Here is a 23624-nt window from a genome sequence, read left to right on the forward strand (position 1 = left end):
AGCGGAATTGATTGGGCATCTCTATGGTTGGTCTTAACCCAATGGGTCAAGATAAATACCTCTCGGGGGGGATACTGCATGTCCGACGAACGCGTGAATGTATCGAGACTTATCGACGAAACTCCATTCACAGCATATCAGGTCATTACCGTCATTATAGGATTTCTGCTGTTGGCTCTGGACGGTTATGACGCACAAGTCATTTCGTTTGTTGCCCCAGAACTTGAAAAGGTATGGGGAACCTCTTCGGCAGCATTGGCACCAATCTTTTCGTCTAGTCTTGTCGGATTGGCCATAGGAGCTTTAATATCTGGGCCTATCGCGGACAAAATTGGGCGTAAAACGACGGTAATCATCGCAGTGTTTCTGTTCGGTATTTTTTCGATACTCACCACAACGTCATCGGGTCTAGGTGCTTTGCTGTTCTGGAGGTTGGTAACCGGTTTCGGTCTCGGCGGTTGCATGGGGAATGTCACAGCATTGCTCGCGGAGTATGCGCCCACGAGAATCCGCAAAACTGTTCTTAGTATTATGTGGTGCGGATTTCCGTTCGGTGCGACCATTGGAGGCGTCATCTCGGCAAAAATGATTCCTGCGTTCGGCTGGAAATCAGTGTTCTTCCTCGGCGGGATTGCGCCAATTGTTTTGGGATTTATAGCGGTGTTTGGAATGCCTGAATCGATTCGGTTTCTGGTGCTTCATGGACGGAATAGAAATAGAATTGTGACTCCACTAAATCGAATTGCTGGTTCGGGGTCCGTGAGTAATCACAACGACTTTTATTTGCCAGAGGAGAAGTTACCGGGTTTCCCGGTGAAACACTTGTTCACAGAGGGTAGGGCGCTTAATACAATCCTTGTATGGATTGTATTCTTTATGACACTGTTACTCATCTATTTCCTGACAAACTGGATGCCCACGCTTCTGAAGGGTGTTGGTTTTCCGATGGGCAAGGCAATTATCGCCACAGCAATGCTACAGGGAGGAGGAATTGTCGGTACCATTGTGTTAGGTTCTACGAGTGATCGCCGAAACCCGAAGGTCATTTTGGGAATTTCGAGCGTTATCGCTGCGATATTGCTGATTGTGCTTGGTTACATGCACACCATTGGTGCACTTATTGCCGTATTGTTCTTTGCCGGATTCTTCATTGTTGGCGTCCAATCGAATATGAACGCGATTGCAGCCAGTGTATATCCGACCAGTGCAAGGTCAACTGGTGCGAGTTGGGCCTTGGGAGTGGGGCGCATTGGCTCAATCGTCGGTCCGCTGATTGGTGGGGTGCTGGTTGCGGCGAACTGGAGTCTCCCCAATATTCTTATGTTGGCGGCGCTTGCAGCTATCATTGCGGCAATTGGCCTTGCGCTGATTAGTCGTAATCTAATTGATTCTCGAATAGCAAGCTCGGAACAAGTGGTGGTCGAAAATTAAATTCTGAGCATGCCTTAATAATACAAGTGGTGCGGCCTGATGAACAGGGGTGACAGGCCGCACCGTTTTTTTTCTTTTGTAATCTAAGTAATTTTCTGCATGACTTCGTGTTTGTGATTGTTCGTCTTACAGGACATTCAATTGGACTTCGATGTTGCCACGCGTTGCTTTCGAGTAGGGGCAAACTTGGTGAGCTGCCTCGACAATCTCCTGAGCAGTTTCTTGAGATACGCCTGGAATTTTGACATCCAAGCGGACAGACAGCGCGAAGGTACCATCGTCCTCTTTGCCAATGGTTGTATGAGCCGTGACAGACGTATCCTTGACAACAATTTTTTTGCTCCGTGCGACGAGATTCACCGCACTGTCGAAGCAAGCTGCATAACCAGCTGCAAATAATTGTTCAGGATTGGTCGCCCCGCCGGCGCCACCTAGCTCTTTGGGCATCCGAACATCTAAATCCAATATGCCATCAGACGATGTGACGTGTCCATTTCGTCCGCCACCTTGAACCGTTGCTGTCGCTGTGTATAAGTTTTGCATGTTTCATCTCTCCTCAATTTGGTATCTGTTGTTGGACTTGTTGAATCATTCCTCGAAGAGTCGCCAGTAGGCGATCTACTTCTTGTTCTTCAGAACCGAGACGTTTCAGGAGCGATTCCGGAATGCAATAGGCGTTGGCTCGCAACTTTTCCCCTTTTTCCGTCAGCGAAATCCGCACAGTTCGCTCGTCTTCCTTGTCTCTATCCCGTCGCAATAAACCAGCGATTTCCATTCGCTTTAGCATTGGCGTCAGCGTGCCAGAGTCGAGGTAGAGCCGTTCACCAAGGTGTTTGACTGTACTACTTTCCTCTTCCCACAACACCAGCAATACCAAGTACTGTGGGTACGTCACCCCCAATTCGTCGAGTAGCGGGCGATATAGCTTTGTAATCTCCCGCGACAAGGCGTAGACGCTAAAACAAAGTTGATTGTCTAACTTGAGCAAATCGTCCTTCTTCATCGTTTGCAGCCCTCAGTTTAATTGTTTACAATTTAATTTTACACAATTTAATTTGACGTGTCAACAGCATGCTTTCAATTTATCATCGTATTGTGGATTTTGGGGATAAGTTGTCCAGTTGTCCACAGAGATTCTGTGCATAACTTACCGGATCCGCAAAGTAGTGGCGTAGGTTTCACGCTGTAAAATTATCGGGCTGTGGATAAGTGAAAGTATGATTACTGTGCCTACATCACTTTGAATTCCTCTCAAAAGGAAATGCGGAATACTATGAATCGTCTCGTATTTTGTCGTTTTTTGTCGACAGAGACTGTAGTTCAATTGGCTGTCATTATTCGTCATTGTAGCTATTATCGGTATTTCTCCCGTTTCCTGATGTTGTCGAATCATGTAGAATGGATTAATATGGACAATGCGATTACATATTGGATAAGTAGGTTTAAATACTCAATTGTAGAAATGAGGTAGCTCACCCACCAAACATATTGCGAGAGAATGATAAGAAACTGTCGTATTCACCCTTCTTTGAGTTTCATGAAATGAATAGTTGGCAAACCAGATGAAAATCTGGGACGCAAAGCTACGGGTCTAAAGATATTTTGTCTATGATCGCCGGGTTGCACATTGAAATCGCGCATCCGGGTAAGGATGTGTCTTTTTTTGCGTTTCTAGCGTGTATCGGGGTATTAAACTGAGGAGGAATTGACAAAAGTGAAGTTGGGGCGTAGGTCACTTCAATTGAATTTATCGTTCTTTACAAAAAATATACTATTTACAAGCATAAATATTATTGCGATTGGTGCTGCGTTAATTATCTCTAGTTACGTGATAGAGCGGAACATTCTCACCGCTACATTGCACAAGCAAATTACCACGGTCACGGATACCTGGGAGAAGGGCGTCACGGCAAACGAAGTTGAACAAGCCATGGCTGAGAAGAGCTTTAATGGTCCGGTGAATCAAAAACTCCAGAAGTATTTTAATGAAATCTCTCAGTACAATCCGAACATCGCACAAGCTTATTTGTTTGGCACAGAATTGAAAAATGGGGATGAAACTTCGATTATCTCTGCCCCGACGAAACTGACAAAGCAATTGGCCCAAGCGAAGATGAACGTCGGGGATATGTATCAACAGCCTCAAAACGTCGTGGTGGCCATTCAACACATGTTGCAGACGAAGAAGCCGGAATTTACTTCGGTATATAGCGATGGATTCGGCACATGGGAAACCATTGTTTATCCAATCACTGATTCATCCGGGCACATTTTCGCGTACTTTGGCGTTGACGCAGACGCCAGCATGTTGCCACAAGGTCTTCATAAATTGCTCACAAATGGGATTATTTTGTTGATCATCTTTTTGATCATCATTATTGCTGTTCAATATATCGTGTCTCGAAGGACGCTGGCTCCGATTAAAGATTTGGTGACCGGAATTCGCGAGGTCAGTGACGGGAATTTAGATATTCAAATCAAGACGCGAAATGACGACTTGGGTAAAGTGAACGAGCAGTTCAACGAAATGATATCCAATATCAGGAATATGTTAGTAAAGGTGAAAGAGACGTCGCATTCTGTCACGGCTTCGGCGAAAGAATTAAATCAAGTGAACCAGCAAAACAGTCAGATATTTGACGGGATTGCCCGTCACATTGAGGAAGTTGAGGCAAACGTCAAAACGCAAAATGAATCTACATTTGAGAGTGCGAGGGCAATGAGTGAAGTGGCTAGCGGGATTCAGTTAATTGCTGCTAGCGCGTCAGACGTGTCTGAAGTAGCGTATCAAATGGATCAGAAGTCGCATCAGGGTGAAGAGGCAATTCAGAATGCAGTGGAGCAAATGAAGCTCGCGACTTCAGAAGTTGAGCAAACCAAAGAGGCCATTCAGTTGTTAGAGAAGTATTCCAATGAAATTGGCACGATTACAAGTGTGATTCGGTCGATTTCCGAACAGACCAACTTGCTCGCACTCAATGCGGCGATTGAGGCGGCGAGAGCCGGGGAAAATGGGCGAGGGTTCTCGGTCGTTGCGGGCGAGGTACGCAAACTGGCAGAACAGTCTCGTGAAGCATCTAGTCAGATAAATGATCTCATTGAATCCACGCAAAGCGCGGTGAACGTGGCCGTTGAAGCTATTGAGAAGGGGACGAAGCAAGTAGAGACTGGTGCGAATATGGTCGAACACACCGGCAAGATTTTTGAAGAGATTATGCAGTCTTCGCGCACTGTAGCCAATCAGATTACAAATGTGTCCAGTGCGGCTGAGGAAATTTCGGCGAACACGGAAGAAGTGACGGCGGCGGTGACTGACTTGTCCACTATCTCTGAGCGTTCGTCGGAAAATGTGACAAATATTGCGGATGCGGTGAACGCACAAAAGAAATCGATGGATGTTCTCGCGGAATCGTCGAGCAAGTTGAATGAAATGGCGGAAGCGCTACAGGCAGCGATTGAGAAATTCGTGATTCAATAATCCGTAAACCGCCTATGTGGGTGTCCCCTCAAAACAAGGAGGGGGCACCCACTTTGAGGATAGGAGGATATTCAAGTGAACTATGTACAGAGTGGAACCTCGATGAAATTACATACAGACTATCCGCTCCAGACGAGGACATATCGACACACTCAGACTCCCTGTGTGACGCTTGGTGTCCCTGTCTCGCGAATCTCCCATCCCGATGAATTTTTTGTAAGTGTATATTTGACGTGGTTACATCGAATGACGAACGAAATGGAAGTTCACACGGTAGCCCATGTATCGGGTGGGTTAAAAAAGGTTGCGATAGACTTTGAGCCTGTCTCTTCCTTCCGTGAACTTTGCAATCAGGTGCGCACTCAATTGTCCGCGGACGCGTGCGCGACGGACGCTGAGATGGAGACTGTGGTTTGTGTCAATCGGGAGATAGATTCCGAGCGGTCGTTGATGAGTTGGAATCTCGCTCAGTCAGGCGAGGGGTATGTTTTACGTGTATCGTATGACGCGTCTCTGTACAAATCGTCGACGATGGATGACTTTATTGGATATTTCATTCGCATTCTCGATGAAGTTTCGGAAAATCCCATGGTTGCGCCGGATGATTTCGATATTGTTTCAGAAGCCGACAAACGGCTGTATTTGGCGTTAAATGAAACCGATGGACCTTATCCGACGGACAAGACGATTCACGCGATGATTGAACAGGCTGCTAAAATGTACCCAACCCATGTAGCGCTGGAGTTTAACGGGGTTCAGGTGTCCTATCAGGAATTGGATGAACAGGCGAACCAATTGGCGAATCTGTTGTGCGCGAAAGGTGTCCAAAAAGGGACTTTTGTCGCGATTGTACTTGGAAGAAGTATTGAGATGATTATCAGTCTGTTGGCTATTCTGAAGGCGGGTGGCGTGTATGTCCCTATCGATCCGGCACATCCAGAGGACAGAAATATCTACATTCTTCAAGATACGGCCGCGCCCTTTGTGGTGACGAACGAGGAATTCCGTTCGTACGTCAATCGACTTCGTGCAGAGTTGCCAACGCTTCAAGATGTCGTGATGATTCGACAGGACGAAGTTCACTTCCCCACTGCCAAGCCAGAGGTATCCGTTTCACCAAGTGATTTGGCGTATGTGATTTATACGTCGGGATCGACCGGAAGGCCCAAAGGCGCCCTGCTCAAACACGCAGGTGCCGTCAATCTTGGCGCGGCATTTCAGCAACTTTTTTCTGTGACACCATCGGATGTGGTGACACAATTCTCCACCTTTAGCTTTGATGCAGCAGTGTGGGATACATTTGGCGCGCTCTTTTGGGGGGCGAAGCTGTACCTTCTCTCGTTTGAAGAGCGCCTGTCCTCAGAGGCGTTTCTTCAAGCGCTCAGCCGGACGAAGACGACGATTGTACCGAGCATACCGACTGTGTTCTTCAATCAACTGGCACAGTATGACGGTTCGGCTGATTGTGATTTGTCCAAACTTCGACACCTGAATGTCGCCGGGGACGCGATGTACGGCGAGCATGTACGGCGTTTTCAAAAGCGATTCCCAAAAAATATTGTGGTTGGCAACTTATATGGGCCGACGGAAGCGACGGTATGTACCACGGCCTTTAAGGTGACCGAGGAGTTGCCTGCTGACCTGGTTCACGTGCCGATTGGCAAGCCTATTATGAATTATCAGGTTCAGATTGTGAACCGCAAAAACAGACTGTGTCCGCCGTACGTTCCAGGTGAACTGCTCATATCGACCGTTGGGTTATCAGTCGGCTATCTGAACCAACCGGACATCACGAAGCGTAGCTTTATCGAACATCCATTTGAGGCGGGGAAAACCGCATACCTATCTGGCGACATCGTACGGCTGTTGCGCAACGGGAACATCGAGTATGTGGAAAGAAAAGACTCCCAAGTGAAAATTCGTGGGTATCGCATAGAAATCGGGGAAATTGAAGATAAGCTCGCGAGCTTCGAGGATATGCAGGATATCGCAGTGGTGACGCGCAAAGACACGACCAATGAAAAGATCCTTGTCGCCTTTTATTCGACGAAATCGGGTCAGGCCATCTCGACGCAAGACCTAAAAGAATTTTTAGCCGCGAGGGTGCCGAGTTACTTTATCCCGACGCATTTTGTGCACTTGCAGGAACTCCCAATTTCTCCGACGGGGAAGATTGACCGCAAGTCGCTTGCCATGGTGGACTATACGCCGCAATCGACGGTGACAGGGGAAGTGGTGTTGCCGGAGACAGAGACAGAACAATTGATTAGTAGCGCTTGGCAAGCGACATTGGGGCTCCAAGCTATCGGTGTAGATGAGAACTTCTTTGAGATTGGTGTCACTTCCTTAAAAATTATCGATGTCCTGGTCAAGTTGAAGCCTAGATTTCCAGGTGTCAGGATTGTCGATTTTTACGAGTGCCCAACCATTCGTACGTTGGCAGAGCGCATCGAGGGTCTCGCAGACGAACACGTTGCAATCGTCCGTACTAGTAAGGAAGGTACCATGAAGCAGGGCTCCACCCCGATTGCACTTGAAGAACTGCCGACGACTTTTGGGCTCGACATCGACGTCGAATTGCCTGCGTTGCGCGACGTATTTATCACCGGTGCGACCGGCTACTTAGGGGCGCATCTGGTGCATGATGTGCTATCGGGATCGGCAGCGACAGTCCATTGTCTCGTCCGAGGGACGACGAATCAAACAGGGCTAGAGCGATTGCTGGAAACGCTCGCTTTTTACTTCGGAGAAGATTTCGCGAAGCAGCAAAGCGACCGGCTCTATGTGTATGAGGGGAACCTGCAGGCGCCAAGGCTGGGACTTGAGGAAAACCAGTGGATATTCCTCACAAATACGCTGGACGCGATAGTTCACTGTGCTGCAGACGTGCGGCATTTTGGCGATAGACAGCATTTCGAGAAGACAAACGTCGAGGGGACCAAACGTGTTTTAGAACTCGCGCGCTCCACCCCAGGCGTCCGATTCCACCATATCTCGACGGTGGGGATTCCGGAAGAGTTAGCACTTAGTGGACAATGGGCATCCATTGTTAGCACGGGTCAATTCCCGAGCGGTTTGCACGTGGAGAATGTCTATACCGATTCGAAACTGCAGGCCGAAATGTTGGTTTACGATGCGGCGGAAACGGGATTGCAGGCGACTATCTACCGTATCGGAAACCTGGTCTGTCACTCGGAGACTGGACAATTTCAAAAAAACATCGACAGCAATGCGTTCTATCGCATGGTGAAGGCGATGTTACTGTTGGAGCGGGCACCCCTCGTGGATTGGCACGTGGACATTACGCCAGTCGATTATGCAAGTGGGGTTATTTTGAAGCTGATGCAGGACGGTCGCACGTCAGGCAAAGTGTTTCACGTGTGTAATCCAACACCAATTCACTATACCGCGATGATAGACATGATACGGGCGTGTGGCTATCATATCGAGTTGATGGACAATGCCGCGTATGTCAATTGGGTTTTGAATCAAACGGATGATTGCTATCAGGACGCGATTCAATTTGCTATCACACAGTTAGAAGGCGATGGAGCGATTGACTCTCCGTATATCTTCGACTGTAAAAACGTCGAGGGACTGGTCGATAAGGCACAGTTGAAGCGAACGGCGGTCACGCAAACGTTCTTTGAAAAACTGCTGGGGTACGCAGCAGAAATAGGATACTTTCCGACGTCGCAACCAACAACTTCCCAAACGAGTTAACGATTTGGGGCAAATGGGATATCCATTTGCCCTGCGTATTTCAACAAGGGGCACGTGGTGTGATGGAGCTCTATATCATGGACAATTACGATCCGCACATTCACCAAACGCAGGGGATAGTTCCCATCGTGTTTCGCAATTTTTATGGTCAGGATGTATCGCTTGAGAAGCTACCGGCGGGCAAACCGAAGATACGGGAGCCCATTGGATTTGATTTTAATGTTTCTCACGCCGACAAGATGATGATTTGTGGTGTCACACGGCACGGCGTGATTGGGGTTGACATCGAGAAGGTGACAAATATCGATGTCTCGATAGCGACTGAGTTCTTGACCCATGAGGAATGGCACTTTCTCATGCGAAACGGCAATGGGAATGTCGATGATTTTTTTCGGATGTGGACGCTGAAGGAGGCATTTGTGAAAGCCATTGGCACGGGCATTACCGATGATCTCAAAGCGATTCAATTCGATGAGCTTGTCTTGCATCAATCGTCCTTCTCTTTGAAGGAATGGTATTTTTGCACAATGATGTTGGGGGACTACCGTCTATCCATTTGCACCAGTGAACCTCAAGGTGAATTGCGGTTTATTCCATTGGCGCTGTGAGGCGGTTGCCGCGGAAGGGCACGTATTCTTTTTCCGTGGCGGGCGTGATTTTTCAGATTATCACGAAATTGTTGGGCGCCTCAGTTTTGACTTGCCAACGCATCACAAGGGTTTTAAGATCAACAAAAAAGTCCTGATTCACCATGTCAGCACGTTGACATGGCGGGTGGGACAGAAGATGTGGGCGCACATCTTCTCCAGAGAGTCTGTTTTGAAGGGAGAGAAATACGTTCGCGTTTCAGAGTTCTCCACGCTGATGAATTTCTCCGCAACGTTCAACGCATATTTACACACATCATTCCAGCATAGAAGTCGACAAGTTCACACAGGAAACACGCGAAGATGGCACATACACAAAACCAGATTGACGACGTGACGTTACTCATATCTGTGCGATTGCCTTAATGGGACATTGGAGGAATTGATTGCATGACATCGGTTGTCCGATTTCCAATCGGTCCGTTTCGCAAGTATGAACACAACCCGATTATGACACCGCAAGGCGAAACGTGGGAAGCAAAGGACTTGTTTAATCCGACTGCTGTCGTCCGGGACGAAAAGGTTTATATGCTGTACCGCGCCGAGGACAATACCGGAGCGGGCACGTGGAATGGCACATCCCGAATCGGCCTGGCGGTCAGTGAGGATGGCATTCATTTTGAGCGCTATCCTGAGCCCGTACTCGTTCCCACAGAGCCATACGAATTGCCTGGAGGATGTGAAGACCCGCGAATCACACAGGTCGGTGACACCTATTATCTGACCTATACCGCGTTTGACGGAGACGGCGCGTACTTGTGTTTGGCCACGTCCAACGACTTGTTTCACTGGACGAAACACGGCATTCTCTTTTCGACGTGGACGGGCGGTATGAATAAGGTATGGTCAAAATCCGGCGCGATTCTGCCGCAGCCGCTGGACGGCCGTTACGTCATGTACTTTGGTGACACAAACATTTGGGTGGCCTATTCGGAGGATTTAATCCATTGGACGCCGGATCCACAACCGGTCATCACCCCGTCAGATCACCCAGATGATTTCGACAGTGCGCTGGTGGAGCCGGGCCCGCAACCTATGCTCACAGACGAAGGAATTCTGCTGATTTACAATGCAGCTCGTATGGTCACGGAAGCGGACGATCCCGCCCAAGGCAAGATGCGTTACTCCGCCGGGCAAGTGCTGTTCGACAAGGACCGTCCGCAGCAGGTGCTTCGTCGGACCAAATTGCCATTTTTCGTTCCCGGAACCACGGACGAAATTGTCGGTCAGGTGGACAACGTGGTATTCGTGGAGGGCCTCGTGTCCTATCGCGATTCCTACTATTTGTATTATGGCATGGCCGACTCGAAAATTGGCGTGGCGATTTATGAGCCCTGATGAACAGCCCATCCGAAACCGGATGGGCTGGCGGAGGGGGAAGTGACGAGGCACTAAAATTCCATCAGATATCAGATATCAGATATCAATGTTGAAATTTCTGAAACGGTAGAATATTTTTTCTTAAACGAATAATCTTGACACAATTGAAGCTTGATTTTAATCTGATTGTGACATGTGAAATGTTACATGTCAGAAAGGTGGCTTTTCGCTTTATTCCTTGAACTTTGATGAAAGGGGTTACTTTGATGCCTGAGGTACTTGTACCGCATGAAGAATTAAAGTCCCTAGTCGTGAAAAAGCTCCAGCAAGTGAATGTACCGCTCGAGCATGCTGAAATTGTTGCCGATGTCTTGGTTCACGCTGATTTGCGTGGAGTACATTCCCACGGCGTATTGCGTACCGAACATTATGTAAAGCGGGTCGCAGAAGGAGGGCTGAATCCGAGTCCATCCATTCGTTTTGAACAGACCGGTCCCGCGTCTGGAATCGTTGATGGAGATGATGGATTTGGACATGTGATAGCCAAGGAAGCCATGCAACATGCAATTCACTTAGCTCAAAAGAACGCAATCGGCTTTGTTGGCGTGCGCAATAGTAGTCATTGTGGAGCACTCTCCTATTTTGTGAAGCAAGCCACGGACCAAAATCTGATTGGTATAGCGATGACGCATACCGACAAGAGCGTGGTTCCATTTGGTGGAGCGAAGCCTTTTTTTGGCACAAATCCGATTGCATTTGGATTTCCTGCAAAGAGGCATCGTCCAGTGATTCTTGATATGGCTACGAGTGAAGTGGCTTTTGGAAAGGTTCTACAAGCTCGGGAAACAGAGACACAGGTCCCCATGACCTGGGGTGTTGATCAGGATGGGAACCCTAGCCAGAATCCCTTCCAAATTGCCGCACTCCTTCCGGCCGGGGGTCCGAAGGGATATGGATTAGCACTGGCTGTAGATGTACTCTCTGGCATTTTGATGGGAGCTTCATATGGTCCACATGTTGCACCAATGTACGGTGACTATGACAAGATGCGACATCTTGGTCATTGTGTGTGCGTGATTAATCCAGCATTCTTCACGTCTCTATCGCAGTTTTTGGAAGATATAGATCAGATGATCGCGGAAATTCATGAACACCCGGTAGCTCCAGGTTTCGACCGCGTTTTGGTACCGGGAGAACCCGAACAAATCAAAGAAGATAGGTATTTAAAATCTGGCATACCAATCGCTACTTCGGTATACGCGTATCTAACTCGCACAGCGCACGCCATCCATTAAAGGTTATGACCAATTAAAGAGGTGAGACGAATGGCTAAAAATGAGATCCAGTCCGTTGAAAAAGTAATATCTGACTCACGTGTTAGATGGCTCCCGAAAGCCCATCCAGTGTCATGGCTCATGCTACTGGTCACTACTCTGGCCATGTTGCTTTGCTCCATTGACAGACAGATACTCCCGACCGTTCTGCCTGGCATTATGAAAACGTTTCACCTGAATTCTGTGCAGGCTGGATGGCTTAATTCGATGAATTATATTGGATCCTTTGTTGGAGCGATAGTAATTGGATATATCGCTGATAGAATTGGACGCGGGCATCGGCGGGCATGGTCGTGGATGGTCACAGCCATGCTGACAGTTGTTTCTGGACTGGCTACATTTTTCACGACAGGTATTGGTGGATTAAAGTTTTGGCGACTCATTATGGGGGTTGGTACGGGATCGATGGAACCTGTAAATGTCGCACTGGTCAGTGAGTTTTGGCAAAAAGAAGATCGGGGTTTTGCTGTGGGCGCACACCAAACCGGAATGCCGTTTGGACAGTTTGTCGGCCCTGTACTCATGGGGGCGATTTTGGCTGTTGGAAGTTGGCGCGCGACATTTTTATGGATACCGATTATTGGGATTGTAATTATGCTTTTACAATCCTTTGTTGGAACAAAGCGGAATGAACAGCGGGTTTATAATTGGATTACTGAGCGTCAACTGACAGTACCTGTAGATCATAGTTATCAACCCAACCGCAACCCGTTAAAGCATTTTGCGGAAGCAGTTCGTGATCGTAATGTGGGGCTAGGCTTACTAACAAACTTTATGTATCTTTGGGCCGAGATGGGCGTGGCGACGTTCCTGACGTTGGATTTGACATCGAAAGTAGGTTTACCGTTATCTGAAGCGGCTGTGATTTCCGGTGCATCCGGTATTACCGGATGGATGGGGCAAATTGTATGGGGTGCAATTAGTGATAAGCTTGGGAGAAAATTCTGCCTGAGGATCCTAACCGTTGGGTTTACTGCTTGTATCCTTTGCTGCATGTTTATTAACAGTGCGGCGACAGCCTGGTTGATTTTAATTATCTGGGGTATTTTTCGAAACTCTCCATATGCGGTATTGTATGCGATGCTGGTCGATTCCGCTCCGAAGTCGGCTGGTGCGAGCCTCGGGTTACTTGTCGGTGTGGGACTAGGTTTATCTGGAGCATTGGTTACGCCGGTCGCGGGATATTTTATTCAGCATTTTGGATGGCACTGGGACTATGTCATGTTAGCCGCCGTCTGCTTATTAACATTTATTCCTATGAGTTTGATGCGTGAAACATCTGGAGATAAGGCCTCAGTGTAATACCTACTTTCCTTCTCTATGATGTGTGGAGGCGATATGATGAAGAACGCAGATTACCATTTGGTCACGAATATTATTTCTGATCTAGGTGAGGGGCCTAGTTGGGACGATGAACGTCATCGGCTCTACTGGGTAGATATTACGGGACAACAGATTCATATTTGGGATCCGAAGCTAAACGAGTCACGTTCTATTCAGACTGGGCAGTGGACGGGATGTGTGGTTCCTAGTCATGATGATGAGTTGATATGTGCCTTGCATAAAGGATTTTACAAACTTGATTTAAATACAGAAGGGTTTAGCGAGATTGGTTTGCCAGGTGAGCGTGATTATGATTTAAGTGTGAATCGGTTCAACGATGGAAAGTGCGATGCGTATGGAAGATTTTGGGCAGGGACGACGTCGTTTGAAGAAGAGTATCAAAAGGGATGTTTGTTCTATTTAGATACTGACCAGAAAATCCATCTTGTACGCAGAAAAGTTACCGTTTCTAACGGAATGGGATGGAGTCCGGATAATCAAATTATGTATTACATAGACTCCGGGGTTCGTCAGGTGTTTGCCTATGATTTTGATTTGGAGACGGCCACCCTTCGTAATGAGCGAGTGCTCATAGATTTTGCACATGAGTTTGGAAATCCGGATGGAATGGCTGTGGATGCCGAGGGAATGCTTTGGATTGCGCACTGGGATGGATATGAGATCTCACGTTGGAATCCAAAGACCGGACTTAAAATTGAAAAGTATGCATTGCCTGTTGCTCGTGTGACTTCATGCGCATTTGGGGGGGACGCACTTGATGAGTTGTATATTACTTCTGCTCGATACGGCTTGTCTACACAGCAACTTGCTGAGCAACCCTTAGCAGGGCGCTTATTCGTGATGAAGACGAGTACGCGAGGCATATCGACGTATCGTTTTGGTGGATGACAAGAGGCGTATATCATACACGCCTCTTGTCATCCAACTGTCTAAGCGAGTCGGATGAATGCTATCAATTATCTGAGTCACTAGGAAAGCTGTCGTCCCATAAATTTTTTGATTCTTCTTGTAAACTGCGTATATGAGATTCAAGTGTATGAAGTAATGCTGATAAATCTCGTTTACAAACGGCCTCATACATTCGTGTATGGTCATCGTGACGAGCAATTGTGCTCTCATAAGACCGATGATATACCACCCTTGCAAGTGCTGCAGGTGCATTTAGTGAATCGTAAAGCTTTACAAGCCGTGTGTTACCTGCAGCTTCAACAAGTACTCGATGGAATTTCATATCACACTGCGAGTATTGCTCAAAAGGAAACGGTTTCTGCAAAATTAAAGAATCCATCTCTTTCAAAAGGTCATTCCAATATTTCATTTTGTACTCAGATAGTGTATTTATTGCTTGCTGTGCAGTCCACAACTCAATCATTAACCGCACATCCAATAATTCTAGGAAATCTTCGCAGTTTATCTTAGTGACGTACGTGCCTTTTCTGGGGACTATTTCTATGAGACCTTCGTGTACTAGTTGGCTGATTGCGTCTTTCACAGGAGAACGGCTCACACCAAACTCAGCAGCTAAGGCATGAATGTCCAGCTTTGCCCCTTGCGAGTACTTTCCACCGATAATGTCTGTACGCAATACTTGGTAGACTTGCTGTGCCAGGATTGACGTCTCAATCACTCGGTCCAATCACGATAACGTCCCTTCGTGTAGCTCATAATTCAGATGTGCCCTGGATTGGAATATTTGATAAAGGATTCTCGAAGTACAAGAAAAGAAATCTAGTTGTTAAGATAATTTTATGCGATTTCAATATTATATCTAAAGGTACAAGCAGAGTCACGTGTGGATGTGTAGGTGCATGTTGCTTGTATAGGGTCATATTAATCAATAGGGATCGTCATACTGTATCGGTAAGTAATCCACAGATATATAGCGTTATCAACAGGATTGTCCACAGGGTTATCCACATAACTTTAGCAGGTCGATGCACAATGCCAGGGCTTCACCGATGGCGGCGCGCGTAGGTGGGCACGAACGATACTGTTGCTACGGCGGCGGTGGGGCGCATGCACGCGGACTACATGCTACAGGAACGTCGTCTGAATACCGCGGAATGTCGCATGGGCGTCTTAGGTGTCTTAATTGATATAAATATCATTTTATTCAATAAGTAAGGTGGGGATTTGCGCTATTTCACTATTTCAGTGGTTCACTGACCATGAAGGCGTCTTGAAACCAGTGTACGGCGGTTACGCGATTAATAGGCTTATGATTCGTATTCTCACCTGGCGCCCAACCCGATTATTGGCGCCAGGGATTCTGATATTCAAATCATCCCGCATACTGACGGTGCTGCGGAAGAGCGCTCTGTCACAAGCTTTCCGGGTAGCAAAATTGATGTTTCATCGTCACTTTTTTCTTCACGAATAATCCGTAACAACATATCAACCGCTTTGGCGCCAATCTGCTTTTGTTCCTGTGCAATGTGAGTGAATTCACCACGATGTGCAAGCTTTGGACTGTCGAAGCAGACGACGGATAAATCATCAGGGATGGATAAATTCATCTCACGGCAGATGTCATCCAAAATGCTCGCGAACACGTACTCCGTGGCCACGACGGCCGTTAACTCATTATGCTGAGCGAGATAATTTTGGATCGTGCGACGTACCTCAGGTCCGTCTGGAGAATTTACTGCACCGCCCGTTGGCAACGCTGACAGGTTGAGCGGTGGTTCATACGGGATGCCATGGTCTTCAAGTGCGGCTAAATACCCAGCGAACCTATCCTCGAGCGTCGCCGTCGCCGTTACCCCCGGAGAAATAAATCCAATGTGCCGATGGCCAAGGTCAATGAGATGTTTTGTCAGTTCATAGGCGGCGGTATGGTTGTCTGTCGTCACATACGGGACGTGGATTTTATCGAGGCGTTTGTCAACCAGGACAAGAGGAAAATTCTCGACGTGAAGCCGCAGCAACGCTTCGTTGTAGAATTCACCATACACCGGATTGACCAGAAGCCCGTTGACACCTGCTTGGACGGCTCGGCGAATCGCTGTTTCTTCAGCTTCCTGCGATTGGTTTGTAAAGCTGACCAAGACAGACCAGTTTGCAGCCTCAGCCTGTGCGATGGCAGAAGTTAGGACGTCAATGCCAAAATCGTCACTGACATCTGGCAGAATAAAGCCAATCAAGGGACGGTTACCTTCGCTCTGTATCGATTTACTTGAGAAGTCAGCATTATATTTGTCAGCCACGAATGATCCCTTGCCGGGATACCGAAGGATGAACCCCTCCTGTGCCAGCTTTTGCAGTGCGCGGTGCACAGTGATCCGACTTACATGTAATTGTTCTGCGAGTTTCTGTTCAGTGGGGAGTTGACTCCCAGGTGTGAACTCTCGAGCGAGAATCCGCTTTCGAATGGCTTGGTAGATTTCATTTTGTAAGGGCGGTCCGGATCTCAACCAGCACATATCCTTTCAGCAGTGGCGTTAGTCAGTAACATAAGTATAGTATACATTTGATACAAATCAATTGCTTGGCTACAAAATATATCGTCGATTTGCTATTTTATTTATATCCTGAATTGTATGTTAATTCGGTTGAGCCTTGCAATAAAAGGATTATAAGGTTTTTGTCGAATTATGTTGATAAATAAATATCTGCCTACCCATTGAACAAAGTGGATACAATATATATATTTGATACTAATCGAATTCGCAGATAACTCAGACAGATGGAACCCTTTGCTACGTGTATTCAGGGTTCTCGGGAGTTATCGATGTAATCGCTTTCATCGATTTTCATGCACTTGCTACAGAGTCGAGGCTGTTCAGATTTGTGGTGTCGATGACTTTAAAAACGTTTGGGGGAGACAAAATGGCGAAGCGTCTTATTGGTGCCGTATCGGGTATCGCGTTGGCAGGGCTCGTGCTGGGTGGGTGCGGGGCGACGCCTGCGTCCGGAGCGGGAGGAAATGGAGGGGCCCATTCATCGTCTGGTGGCGGCTCAAGCAACACCATCACGGTTGCGTATCAGCAATTTGGCAAACCACCGTACTTCAATGAGGAATGGTTGCAGCAATCTGCGAAAGCGTTTGAGAAGAACCATCCTGGGGTCACTGTAAAGTTGGAGCCGATTGAGGCGTCCGAGAATGATTTTTACACGAAGATTGACCTCATGATGAAATCAGCCAGCACGGCGCCGGATGTTGTGACTGAGGATACGTTTTTGATTAATGCGGACGGTTCAGCTGGCTACTTACAGCCTTTGAATGACGACGTGAAAAATTGGTCTGACTGGTCGCAGTTTAGCGATGCTATGAAGTCTGGTTCCACCTCGAATGACGGCACGATTTACGGTGTGCCGTATAGCACTGATACACGCGGCCTCTATTACGACGTCAACATCTTCAAAAAGGCCGGGTTGCCTGTGCCGTGGAACCCTAAGAATTGGAACGACGTCGTTAACGCTGCGAAGGCCATCAAGGCTAAGGTTCCAGGCGTTATCCCATTCTTTTGCCAGGTGGGTAAGGCAACTGGCGAAGCAACAACGATGCAGACGTTCGAGATGTTACTCTACGGCACAAACGATACTTTGTATGACACGAAGACCAACAAATGGATTGTTCAAAGTCCTGGATTTTTGGACTCCTTGAAGTTCATTCAAACGATTTACTCGCAAAACCTGGGGCCCAGCCTCTCTACTGTGCTCAACGCGCAAGCTGGCAACACAGAAGTACAGGAACTCATGCCGAAACAGCAAATCGGTATCGCAATCGACGGCAACTGGTTGCCTGGAAACTGGTTGTCGAACGGTGCATCGCCATGGCCTGACGGCACGAAGGATTACCAGTTGACCGCGATGCCGACTGAAAACGGCCAAGCGCCGGGATACACCTCTATGTCAGGCGGTTGGGCATTGTCTATTTCCAAGCTTTCGAAAAATCAGAAGCTGGCTTGGGCGTTCATCCAGACGGCATGTAACAAGCAAAACATGGAATGGTATGACATTAATCAAGGCAATCTGACACCTCGTAATGACATCGCAAGCGACCCGAAGTATCAAAATGCTCCAGGACAATTCTTTAAAGAGGCGACCAGCTTTACGAAGTTCACGCATTTCAGACCTGCAAACTCACAATATCCAAGTGTTTCGACTCAAATTCAAACGGCTGTTGAGTCCGTGGCTACGGGGGCTTCTACACCAGAGCAGGCGATGCAACAGTACGCGAACAACGTGCAGCGCATCGTCGGAGCAGGGAACACGGAAACTAAGTAATTTTGACGAGGGCGTGGACAGGTGCACGATTTGCGGGTGACAATGCGCACCTGTCTGCCTCACGTGTGACCCAGGCATGGTAAAAGCGAAGTCATGGATTTCGAGGAGGGAAAGCGGTGATGAGCAACGCTAGTGTTGACGTAGTTCCACAGCCCAGCAAATTGAAGTCAAAACGCGGTTTTCGCGCTGGTCACACTGGTTGGCGCGCGGCTTTGTTTATGCTCCCTTCGTGGGTGCTGCTGCTCGTATTCTTTTTCGTTCCAATTTTGTTGACCTTCTATTTTGCCTTTACGAACTTGTCTCTCACAGGCGCCTCAAGCGCCGCTACACAGTTTGTGGGCTTTCGCAACTTTGCTTCCATGTTTGCTGATCCGACATTTCGCATAAGCGTCTTCAAAACTATCATTTTCCTTATTTTCTCGGCGGTCATCGGACAGCAAATCCTTGGGCTCTTGCTTGCCATTCTCATGAATGAGCGAAACAGAGCGTTTCGCAGTGTTATCGGCGTCCTTGTTTTAGCTGGGTGGGTTACGCCCGAGATTGTCGTCGCGTTTATTTTCTTCGCTTTTTTCAGTAACACCGGAACGTTTGATATGATCCTTGGCTGGTTTCATATCAAGGCCATCGCTTGGCTTTACACTTTTCCGATGGTGTCTGTTGTCGTAGCGAACATTTGGCACGGAACCGCGTTCTCCATGCTTGTCTATCAAGCAGCCTTGGGTGATGTTCCGAAAGAGATTCTCGAGTCCGCGGAAATTGACGGAGCCGGACGTTTTCAACGGCTGTTTCGCGTGACATTACCGGTCATTAAGGGCTCCATCGCGACGAATATGGTCCTCATCACGCTGCAAACCTTGGGGCTGTTCACCTTAATTTACTCCCTTACAGGCGGCGGCCCTGGCAACAAGACAGAAACGCTTCCAATTTACATGTACCAACAGGCATTCTCCGATTACCAGCTTGGTTATGGAACGGCTATTTCGCTCATTCTCCTCATTATTGGCATTATCGCAAGCTTCGTTTACATGCGGATGCTCAAAATTGAAATGTGACGAACCCATCGCCTATATTCAGCATTTTGAGAGGAGGAATGGAATGATGCGCATAAACCGTTTGACAACGGATAAAGTGCTTGCACACGTCATCCTTGTCCTTATCGGCATCGCGTTTGTCGTACCGCTCTTGTGGATGATCTTTGCATCGTTTCAGCCCAATGCGACTTTATCCCTGGAAATTTCCAAACACTGGTCTTTGTCCAACTTCGGCTCCATTTTGGCCGATCCGGCGAATCAGCGCGCGTTTTTGAACGGCATTCTCCTGTCGATTGGACAGTCCATCATCGTCGTCGTTGTGGCGGGACTAGCGGCGTACCCGTTGTCTAGGTATCAGCTGAAATACAAGCGGCCGTTCATGTATGTCATTTTGTTTTCGACAAGCTTGCCCATCACGGCCGTGATGGTGCCTGTTTACGAACTGTTCGTTTTCATGCACATGACCGACTCGTTGTTTTGGACCATGATGTTCCTGTCCGCTTCAGGCCTTCCTTACGCCATTTGGATTATGAAAAACTTCATGGATTCCGTGCCAGTTGAACTCGAAGAGGCTGCATGGACAGACGGTGCATCTACTTTGACAAGTCTGCGAAGCGTCGTGGCTCCTCTCATGATTCCAGGGATCTTCACGGTTGGCATCTTTACGTTTGCAGGCAGCTGGGGGAACTTTTTCGTTCCGTTCATTCTGATTCAAACGCCGGCGAAACTCCCAGCTTCCGTGACAATATTCCAGTTCTTTGGTCAGTACGGATCAGTTGAATATGGACAGTTGGCGGCATTCTCCATGCTGTACACCATCCCGGCTGTTCTTTTGTACATCTTCGGGCAGAGGTATATGTCCAGAGGATTTAGCTTTGGCGGTGCCACAAAAGGGTAAGCTGTTTGGCTCGCGTCAGGATAGGAGGGAATATCGTTGTTTTGGACAGAGGAGAAACTAGAAGCTCGCATTCGTGAACTTTCAGAATATCGGTATCGCGACGTCATCGCGCTCACGGATATGAAGTGTAAAGAAGATGAATATGGGGCAGTCGGCCAGAGACCTGCTGAAGAGGGCGAATGGCGGCCGATATCGGTCGGCGATACGTGGGGTGGGCGAGACAGGTATCTTTGGATCACGGCAAGCGCCGCGTTTCCTGCGAGTTGGGCAGATAGGTCCCTGTTAGGCCGCTTTGATTTTGGCAAGACAGGCGGGGGGAACAACTCCGGCTTTGAGTCGCTGCTCTATGTCAACGGACAACCGTATCAAGGGGTTGATGCAAATCATCAAGAGGTGTTTTTCGATAAGGCTCTGGCGGGATTGACCGCGCAATTGGATTTTCGCCTTTGGTCGGGCCTTGAGGGCGGTGGCAAGCCGACACCTCAGAAGCACACGGTGAAGCGGGCGGAAATTGCCTGGCTCGATACAGATGTAGATGACTTGTATTACACGGCAAAAGCGGCCTTAGAAACCGCTCAGGTATTGCCTGAAGAGCACCCGGACAGGACGCAACTCATTGAAGCCCTTGAGCAGGCGTTTCGCATGATTGACTGGCGTGTCCCTGGCTCAGGTTCCTTTTATATGTCTGTTCGGGAGGCAAGAGCAGGGCTGCGTAAGGGAATCGCGGGCATTTCACGCCATCACGCCGTCACGGTGACCGCTTTAGGGCATACGCACATCGACGTGGCGTGGCTGTGGAGACTGAAGCATACGAGAGAGAAAGCGGCGAGATCGTTCTCGACCGTGCTTCGGTTGATGGAGAAGTATCCGGAGTATGTGTTCTTGCAGACGCAGCCTCAGCTTTACGATTATATCAAGCAGGATTATCCGGAGCTTTACGAGCAAATGAAGCAGCGGGTGAATGAAGGAAGATGGGAAGCGGCGGGGGCGATGTGGCTTGAAGCGGATTGCAATCTCACTTCAGGCGAATCGCTTGTGCGGCAAATTCTGTTTGGCACCCGTTTCTTCGAAAGGGAGTTTGGGCGCAAGAGCACGTATTTGTGGCTTCCGGATGTGTTTGGATACAGTTGGGCGTTGCCTCAGATTTTGAAGAAGTCGGGCATTGACACGTTCATGACGACGAAGATCAGCTGGAACCAGTACAACCGGATGCCGCACGATACATTTGTGTGGAGGGGCATGGACGGCTCGGAAGTGTTGGCGCATTTCATCACAACGCCGGAAATCGATAACAAGAAGATGTGGTGGTACACGTACAACGGTCAAATCACCCCGTACACGGTGCAAGGGATATGGAAGCGTTACCGTGACAAACCGGTCAATCGGGAACTGCTGTTGTCCTATGGTTACGGCGACGGAGGCGGCGGCGTCAACCGAGAGATGCTGGAGATGCGCAGGCGGCTGGAGGATATGCCGGGTCTTCCGAAAGTACAGACGGGGCGCGCAGATGCGTATTTTGAACGCTTGCACGAGACGGTGAAAGGCGCAGAGACGTACGTCCACACGTGGGACGGCGAGCTGTACTTGGAGTATCACCGCGGGACGTATACGAGCCAGGCGTACAATAAGCGCAAGAACCGCGAGCTTGAGCTGTTGTACCGCGAGACAGAGTGGCTGTCTGCGCTCGGCTGCGCGCTGAAGCAAGATTGGCAGTCGTATGCATGTGCAAGTCTTCACGCTGGGTGGAAAATCATCCTTCGCAATCAGTTTCACGATATTATTCCGGGGTCATCTATCCACGAAGTCTATGAAGACAGCCGCGAGGAATATCAGAAAGCAGAGGATATTGCAAGGTGCGTCTGGCGCGAGGCCGCCAACGGGCTGGTTTCTAGCGGAACGGAAGATGTGTATACGATTTTTAATTCGGCTCCATGGACCGCGTCCGGACTGGTTCGTATCAAAGGCGCATTTGCAGGCGGACAGTTTGTCGACGCAAAAGGCAAGGCGTTGACGACACAGGTCATCGGCGGCGATGTGCTGGTTCAAGTCGAGGATTTGCCTGCTTTGGGCTTTGCAACCATTCGGTTTGTTTCGTCGGACGGGTCTGAGTCTTTGCCGACGCCGTTTGCGAGAGCGGATAACGCTTTGACAACGCCGCATTACTACATCCAGTGGAACCAGCGCGGGCAGCTCGACCGGATTTACGACATCGAAGCGGACAGGGAAGTGCTGAAATCCGGCGAGCGGGGGAACGTTTTTCAGGTCTTCGAAGACAAACCGATGATGTTCGACGCTTGGGACATCGATATTTTTTACCAGGAAAAGATGCGGGAAGTGAACGATTTCCTCGGTGCTGAAGTTGTCGAGGAAGGGCCCCTTTCCATCAAAGTTCGCTTTGCCTGGAAGTACGGCCAATCGACGATTACACAGGACTTGACGGCATACGCGGACAATCGGCGGTTGGACTTTGTGACAACGGTCGATTGGCACGAGCGGGAGCAACTTTTGAAAGTGGCATTTCCGGTCGATATTCGGGCAACGGAGGCGACGTACGATATTCAGTTTGGCAATGTGAAGCGGCCGACGCACTGGAACACGAGCTGGGACCAAGCGCGCTTTGAGACGGTTGCGCACCAGTGGGTGGATTTGTCGGAGCGCGGGTATGGCGTCAGCCTGCTCAACAACTGCAAGTATGGACACGACGTCAAGGACAACGTGATGCGCCTCTCGCTGATCAAATCTGCCACATACCCGGACGTTGAGGCGGATCAAGGGAAGCACGAGTTCACTTACGCCTTGTTGCCACACCATGGGGACTGGTATGAAGGTGGAACGGTGCAGGCTGCATGGTTTTTAAACAACCCGTTGATTTACTGTGAAGGCAGCACCGGGAAGGATGCGTTCAGCCTCTTCCAAATTCCAGCTCCTCACGTCATGGTCGACGCTGTCAAACGAGCGGAAGACGAGAGCAAGTTGGTTGTTCGCCTGCATGATTTTTCCGGTGGCCGCGATGTCATTCAGATGACGAGTGGACTTTGCGTAAAGAGCTGGCAAGAATGCGACTTGCTTGAGCGGCCTATCGGCGAAAAGACAACCACCCAGCGTCTGACGTTTTCATTGAACCCGTACGAAATCAAGACGTTTCTTGTCGAGCTGTAAGCAGCTGATGCAAACATTGGAATGAGGGGA

General features: G+C 48.6%; 16 protein-coding genes and 1 riboswitch. Of the genes, 12 read left to right on the top strand and 4 right to left on the bottom strand.

The genetic code is table 11. The features are described 5' to 3' along the window. Positions 1-78 precede the first annotated feature (78 nt). Positions 79-1431 (top strand): MFS transporter, encoded by a 1353-nt coding sequence (locus tag J3482_RS10775; protein ID WP_146824644.1) that lies wholly within the window; start codon positions 79-81, stop codon positions 1429-1431. 126 nt (positions 1432-1557) lie between these two features. On the opposite strand, the gene J3482_RS10780 is transcribed toward J3482_RS10775, so the two are convergent. Both J3482_RS10780 and J3482_RS10785 read right to left on the bottom strand, forming a co-directional pair. Beyond that, positions 1558-1974, bottom strand: coding sequence for an organic hydroperoxide resistance protein (locus J3482_RS10780; protein ID WP_146824645.1), 417 nt, complete (start codon positions 1972-1974; stop codon positions 1558-1560). Between the two features lie 13 nt (positions 1975-1987). After that, a complete protein-coding gene (locus J3482_RS10785; RefSeq protein WP_146824646.1) occupies positions 1988-2434 on the bottom strand; it encodes a MarR family winged helix-turn-helix transcriptional regulator in 447 nt (148 codons plus the stop codon). 539 nt (positions 2435-2973) lie between these two features. After that, positions 2974-3059: riboswitch (cyclic di-GMP riboswitch) on the top strand. 86 nt (positions 3060-3145) lie between these two features. Between J3482_RS10785 and J3482_RS10790 the strand changes: the two genes are divergently transcribed. From J3482_RS10790 to J3482_RS10820, 7 genes are all read left to right on the top strand, one after another. After that, positions 3146-4909: a methyl-accepting chemotaxis protein gene (locus J3482_RS10790; RefSeq protein ID WP_206918540.1), complete on the top strand. Its 1764-nt coding sequence runs from the start codon at positions 3146-3148 to the stop codon at positions 4907-4909. Between the two features lie 246 nt (positions 4910-5155). Then, on the top strand, positions 5156-8632 hold the full coding sequence (locus J3482_RS10795) for a non-ribosomal peptide synthetase family protein (RefSeq protein ID WP_206922399.1): 3477 nt from the start codon (positions 5156-5158) through the stop codon (positions 8630-8632). 77 nt (positions 8633-8709) lie between these two features. Further along, complete coding sequence (locus tag J3482_RS10800) at positions 8710-9240, top strand: 4'-phosphopantetheinyl transferase family protein (RefSeq protein ID WP_206922400.1); 531 nt, start codon at positions 8710-8712, stop codon at positions 9238-9240. A gap of 429 nt (positions 9241-9669) precedes the next feature. Beyond that, the gene (locus J3482_RS10805) at positions 9670-10617 is read left to right on the top strand and encodes a glycoside hydrolase family 130 protein (protein ID WP_206922401.1); all 948 of its coding nucleotides are present in this window, start codon (positions 9670-9672) and stop codon (positions 10615-10617) included. Positions 10618-10865: 248 nt separating this feature from the next. Next, positions 10866-11894: an ureidoglycolate dehydrogenase gene (gene allD, locus J3482_RS10810; protein WP_206922402.1), complete on the top strand. Its 1029-nt coding sequence runs from the start codon at positions 10866-10868 to the stop codon at positions 11892-11894. Between the two features lie 120 nt (positions 11895-12014). Then, a complete protein-coding gene (locus tag J3482_RS10815) occupies positions 12015-13235 on the top strand; it encodes an MFS transporter (protein WP_268884569.1) in 1221 nt (406 codons plus the stop codon). A 39-nt stretch (positions 13236-13274) separates the two neighbouring features. Beyond that, positions 13275-14165, top strand: coding sequence for an SMP-30/gluconolactonase/LRE family protein (locus J3482_RS10820; RefSeq protein ID WP_236018139.1), 891 nt, complete (start codon positions 13275-13277; stop codon positions 14163-14165). Positions 14166-14229: 64 nt separating this feature from the next. Here the strand turns inward: J3482_RS10820 and J3482_RS10825 are convergent, their stop codons facing one another. Together J3482_RS10825 and J3482_RS10830 are read right to left on the bottom strand one after the other, a co-directional pair. Continuing rightward, complete coding sequence (locus tag J3482_RS10825) at positions 14230-14904, bottom strand: GntR family transcriptional regulator (protein WP_146824518.1); 675 nt, start codon at positions 14902-14904, stop codon at positions 14230-14232. A 649-nt stretch (positions 14905-15553) separates the two neighbouring features. Then, positions 15554-16690: a GntR family transcriptional regulator gene (locus tag J3482_RS10830; protein ID WP_206922404.1), complete on the bottom strand. Its 1137-nt coding sequence runs from the start codon at positions 16688-16690 to the stop codon at positions 15554-15556. A 415-nt stretch (positions 16691-17105) separates the two neighbouring features. Between J3482_RS10830 and J3482_RS10835 the strand changes: the two genes are divergently transcribed. The 4 genes from J3482_RS10835 (at position 17106) to J3482_RS10850 (ending at position 23594) form a co-directional block, all read left to right on the top strand. Next, the gene (locus J3482_RS10835) at positions 17106-18506 is read left to right on the top strand and encodes an extracellular solute-binding protein (protein ID WP_146824516.1); all 1401 of its coding nucleotides are present in this window, start codon (positions 17106-17108) and stop codon (positions 18504-18506) included. Between the two features lie 119 nt (positions 18507-18625). Beyond that, on the top strand, positions 18626-19558 hold the full coding sequence (locus tag J3482_RS10840; protein ID WP_438938589.1) for a carbohydrate ABC transporter permease: 933 nt from the start codon (positions 18626-18628) through the stop codon (positions 19556-19558). A gap of 43 nt (positions 19559-19601) precedes the next feature. Continuing rightward, positions 19602-20435: a carbohydrate ABC transporter permease gene (locus tag J3482_RS10845; RefSeq protein WP_146824515.1), complete on the top strand. Its 834-nt coding sequence runs from the start codon at positions 19602-19604 to the stop codon at positions 20433-20435. A gap of 36 nt (positions 20436-20471) precedes the next feature. Beyond that, entirely contained in the window at positions 20472-23594 is a 3123-nt protein-coding gene (locus J3482_RS10850) for an alpha-mannosidase (protein WP_146824514.1), read from the top strand. Positions 23595-23624 lie beyond the last annotated feature (30 nt).

It is taken from the genome of Alicyclobacillus suci, from assembly GCF_017329615.1.
Taxonomy (GTDB): domain Bacteria; phylum Bacillota; class Bacilli; order Alicyclobacillales; family Alicyclobacillaceae; genus Alicyclobacillus; species Alicyclobacillus suci.

Excerpts from the sequence above, each read along its gene's own strand:
- J3482_RS10820 (WP_236018139.1), top strand. The coding sequence starts at position 13,275 with ATGAAGAACGCAGATTACCATTTGGTCACGAATATTATTTCTGATCTA.
- J3482_RS10805 (WP_206922401.1), top strand. The coding sequence starts at position 9,670 with ATGACATCGGTTGTCCGATTTCCAATCGGTCCGTTTCGCAAGTATGAA.
- J3482_RS10785 (WP_146824646.1), bottom strand. The coding sequence starts at position 2,434 with ATGAAGAAGGACGATTTGCTCAAGTTAGACAATCAACTTTGTTTTAGC.
- J3482_RS10845 (WP_146824515.1), top strand. The coding sequence starts at position 19,602 with ATGATGCGCATAAACCGTTTGACAACGGATAAAGTGCTTGCACACGTC.
- J3482_RS10775 (WP_146824644.1), top strand. The coding sequence starts at position 79 with ATGTCCGACGAACGCGTGAATGTATCGAGACTTATCGACGAAACTCCA.
- J3482_RS10815 (WP_268884569.1), top strand. The coding sequence starts at position 12,015 with ATGCTACTGGTCACTACTCTGGCCATGTTGCTTTGCTCCATTGACAGA.
- J3482_RS10795 (WP_206922399.1), top strand. The coding sequence starts at position 5,156 with ATGACGAACGAAATGGAAGTTCACACGGTAGCCCATGTATCGGGTGGG.
- J3482_RS10840 (WP_438938589.1), top strand. The coding sequence starts at position 18,626 with ATGAGCAACGCTAGTGTTGACGTAGTTCCACAGCCCAGCAAATTGAAG.
- allD (WP_206922402.1), top strand. The coding sequence starts at position 10,866 with ATGCCTGAGGTACTTGTACCGCATGAAGAATTAAAGTCCCTAGTCGTG.
- J3482_RS10800 (WP_206922400.1), top strand. The coding sequence starts at position 8,710 with ATGGACAATTACGATCCGCACATTCACCAAACGCAGGGGATAGTTCCC.
- J3482_RS10780 (WP_146824645.1), bottom strand. The coding sequence starts at position 1,974 with ATGCAAAACTTATACACAGCGACAGCAACGGTTCAAGGTGGCGGACGA.
- J3482_RS10835 (WP_146824516.1), top strand. The coding sequence starts at position 17,106 with ATGGCGAAGCGTCTTATTGGTGCCGTATCGGGTATCGCGTTGGCAGGG.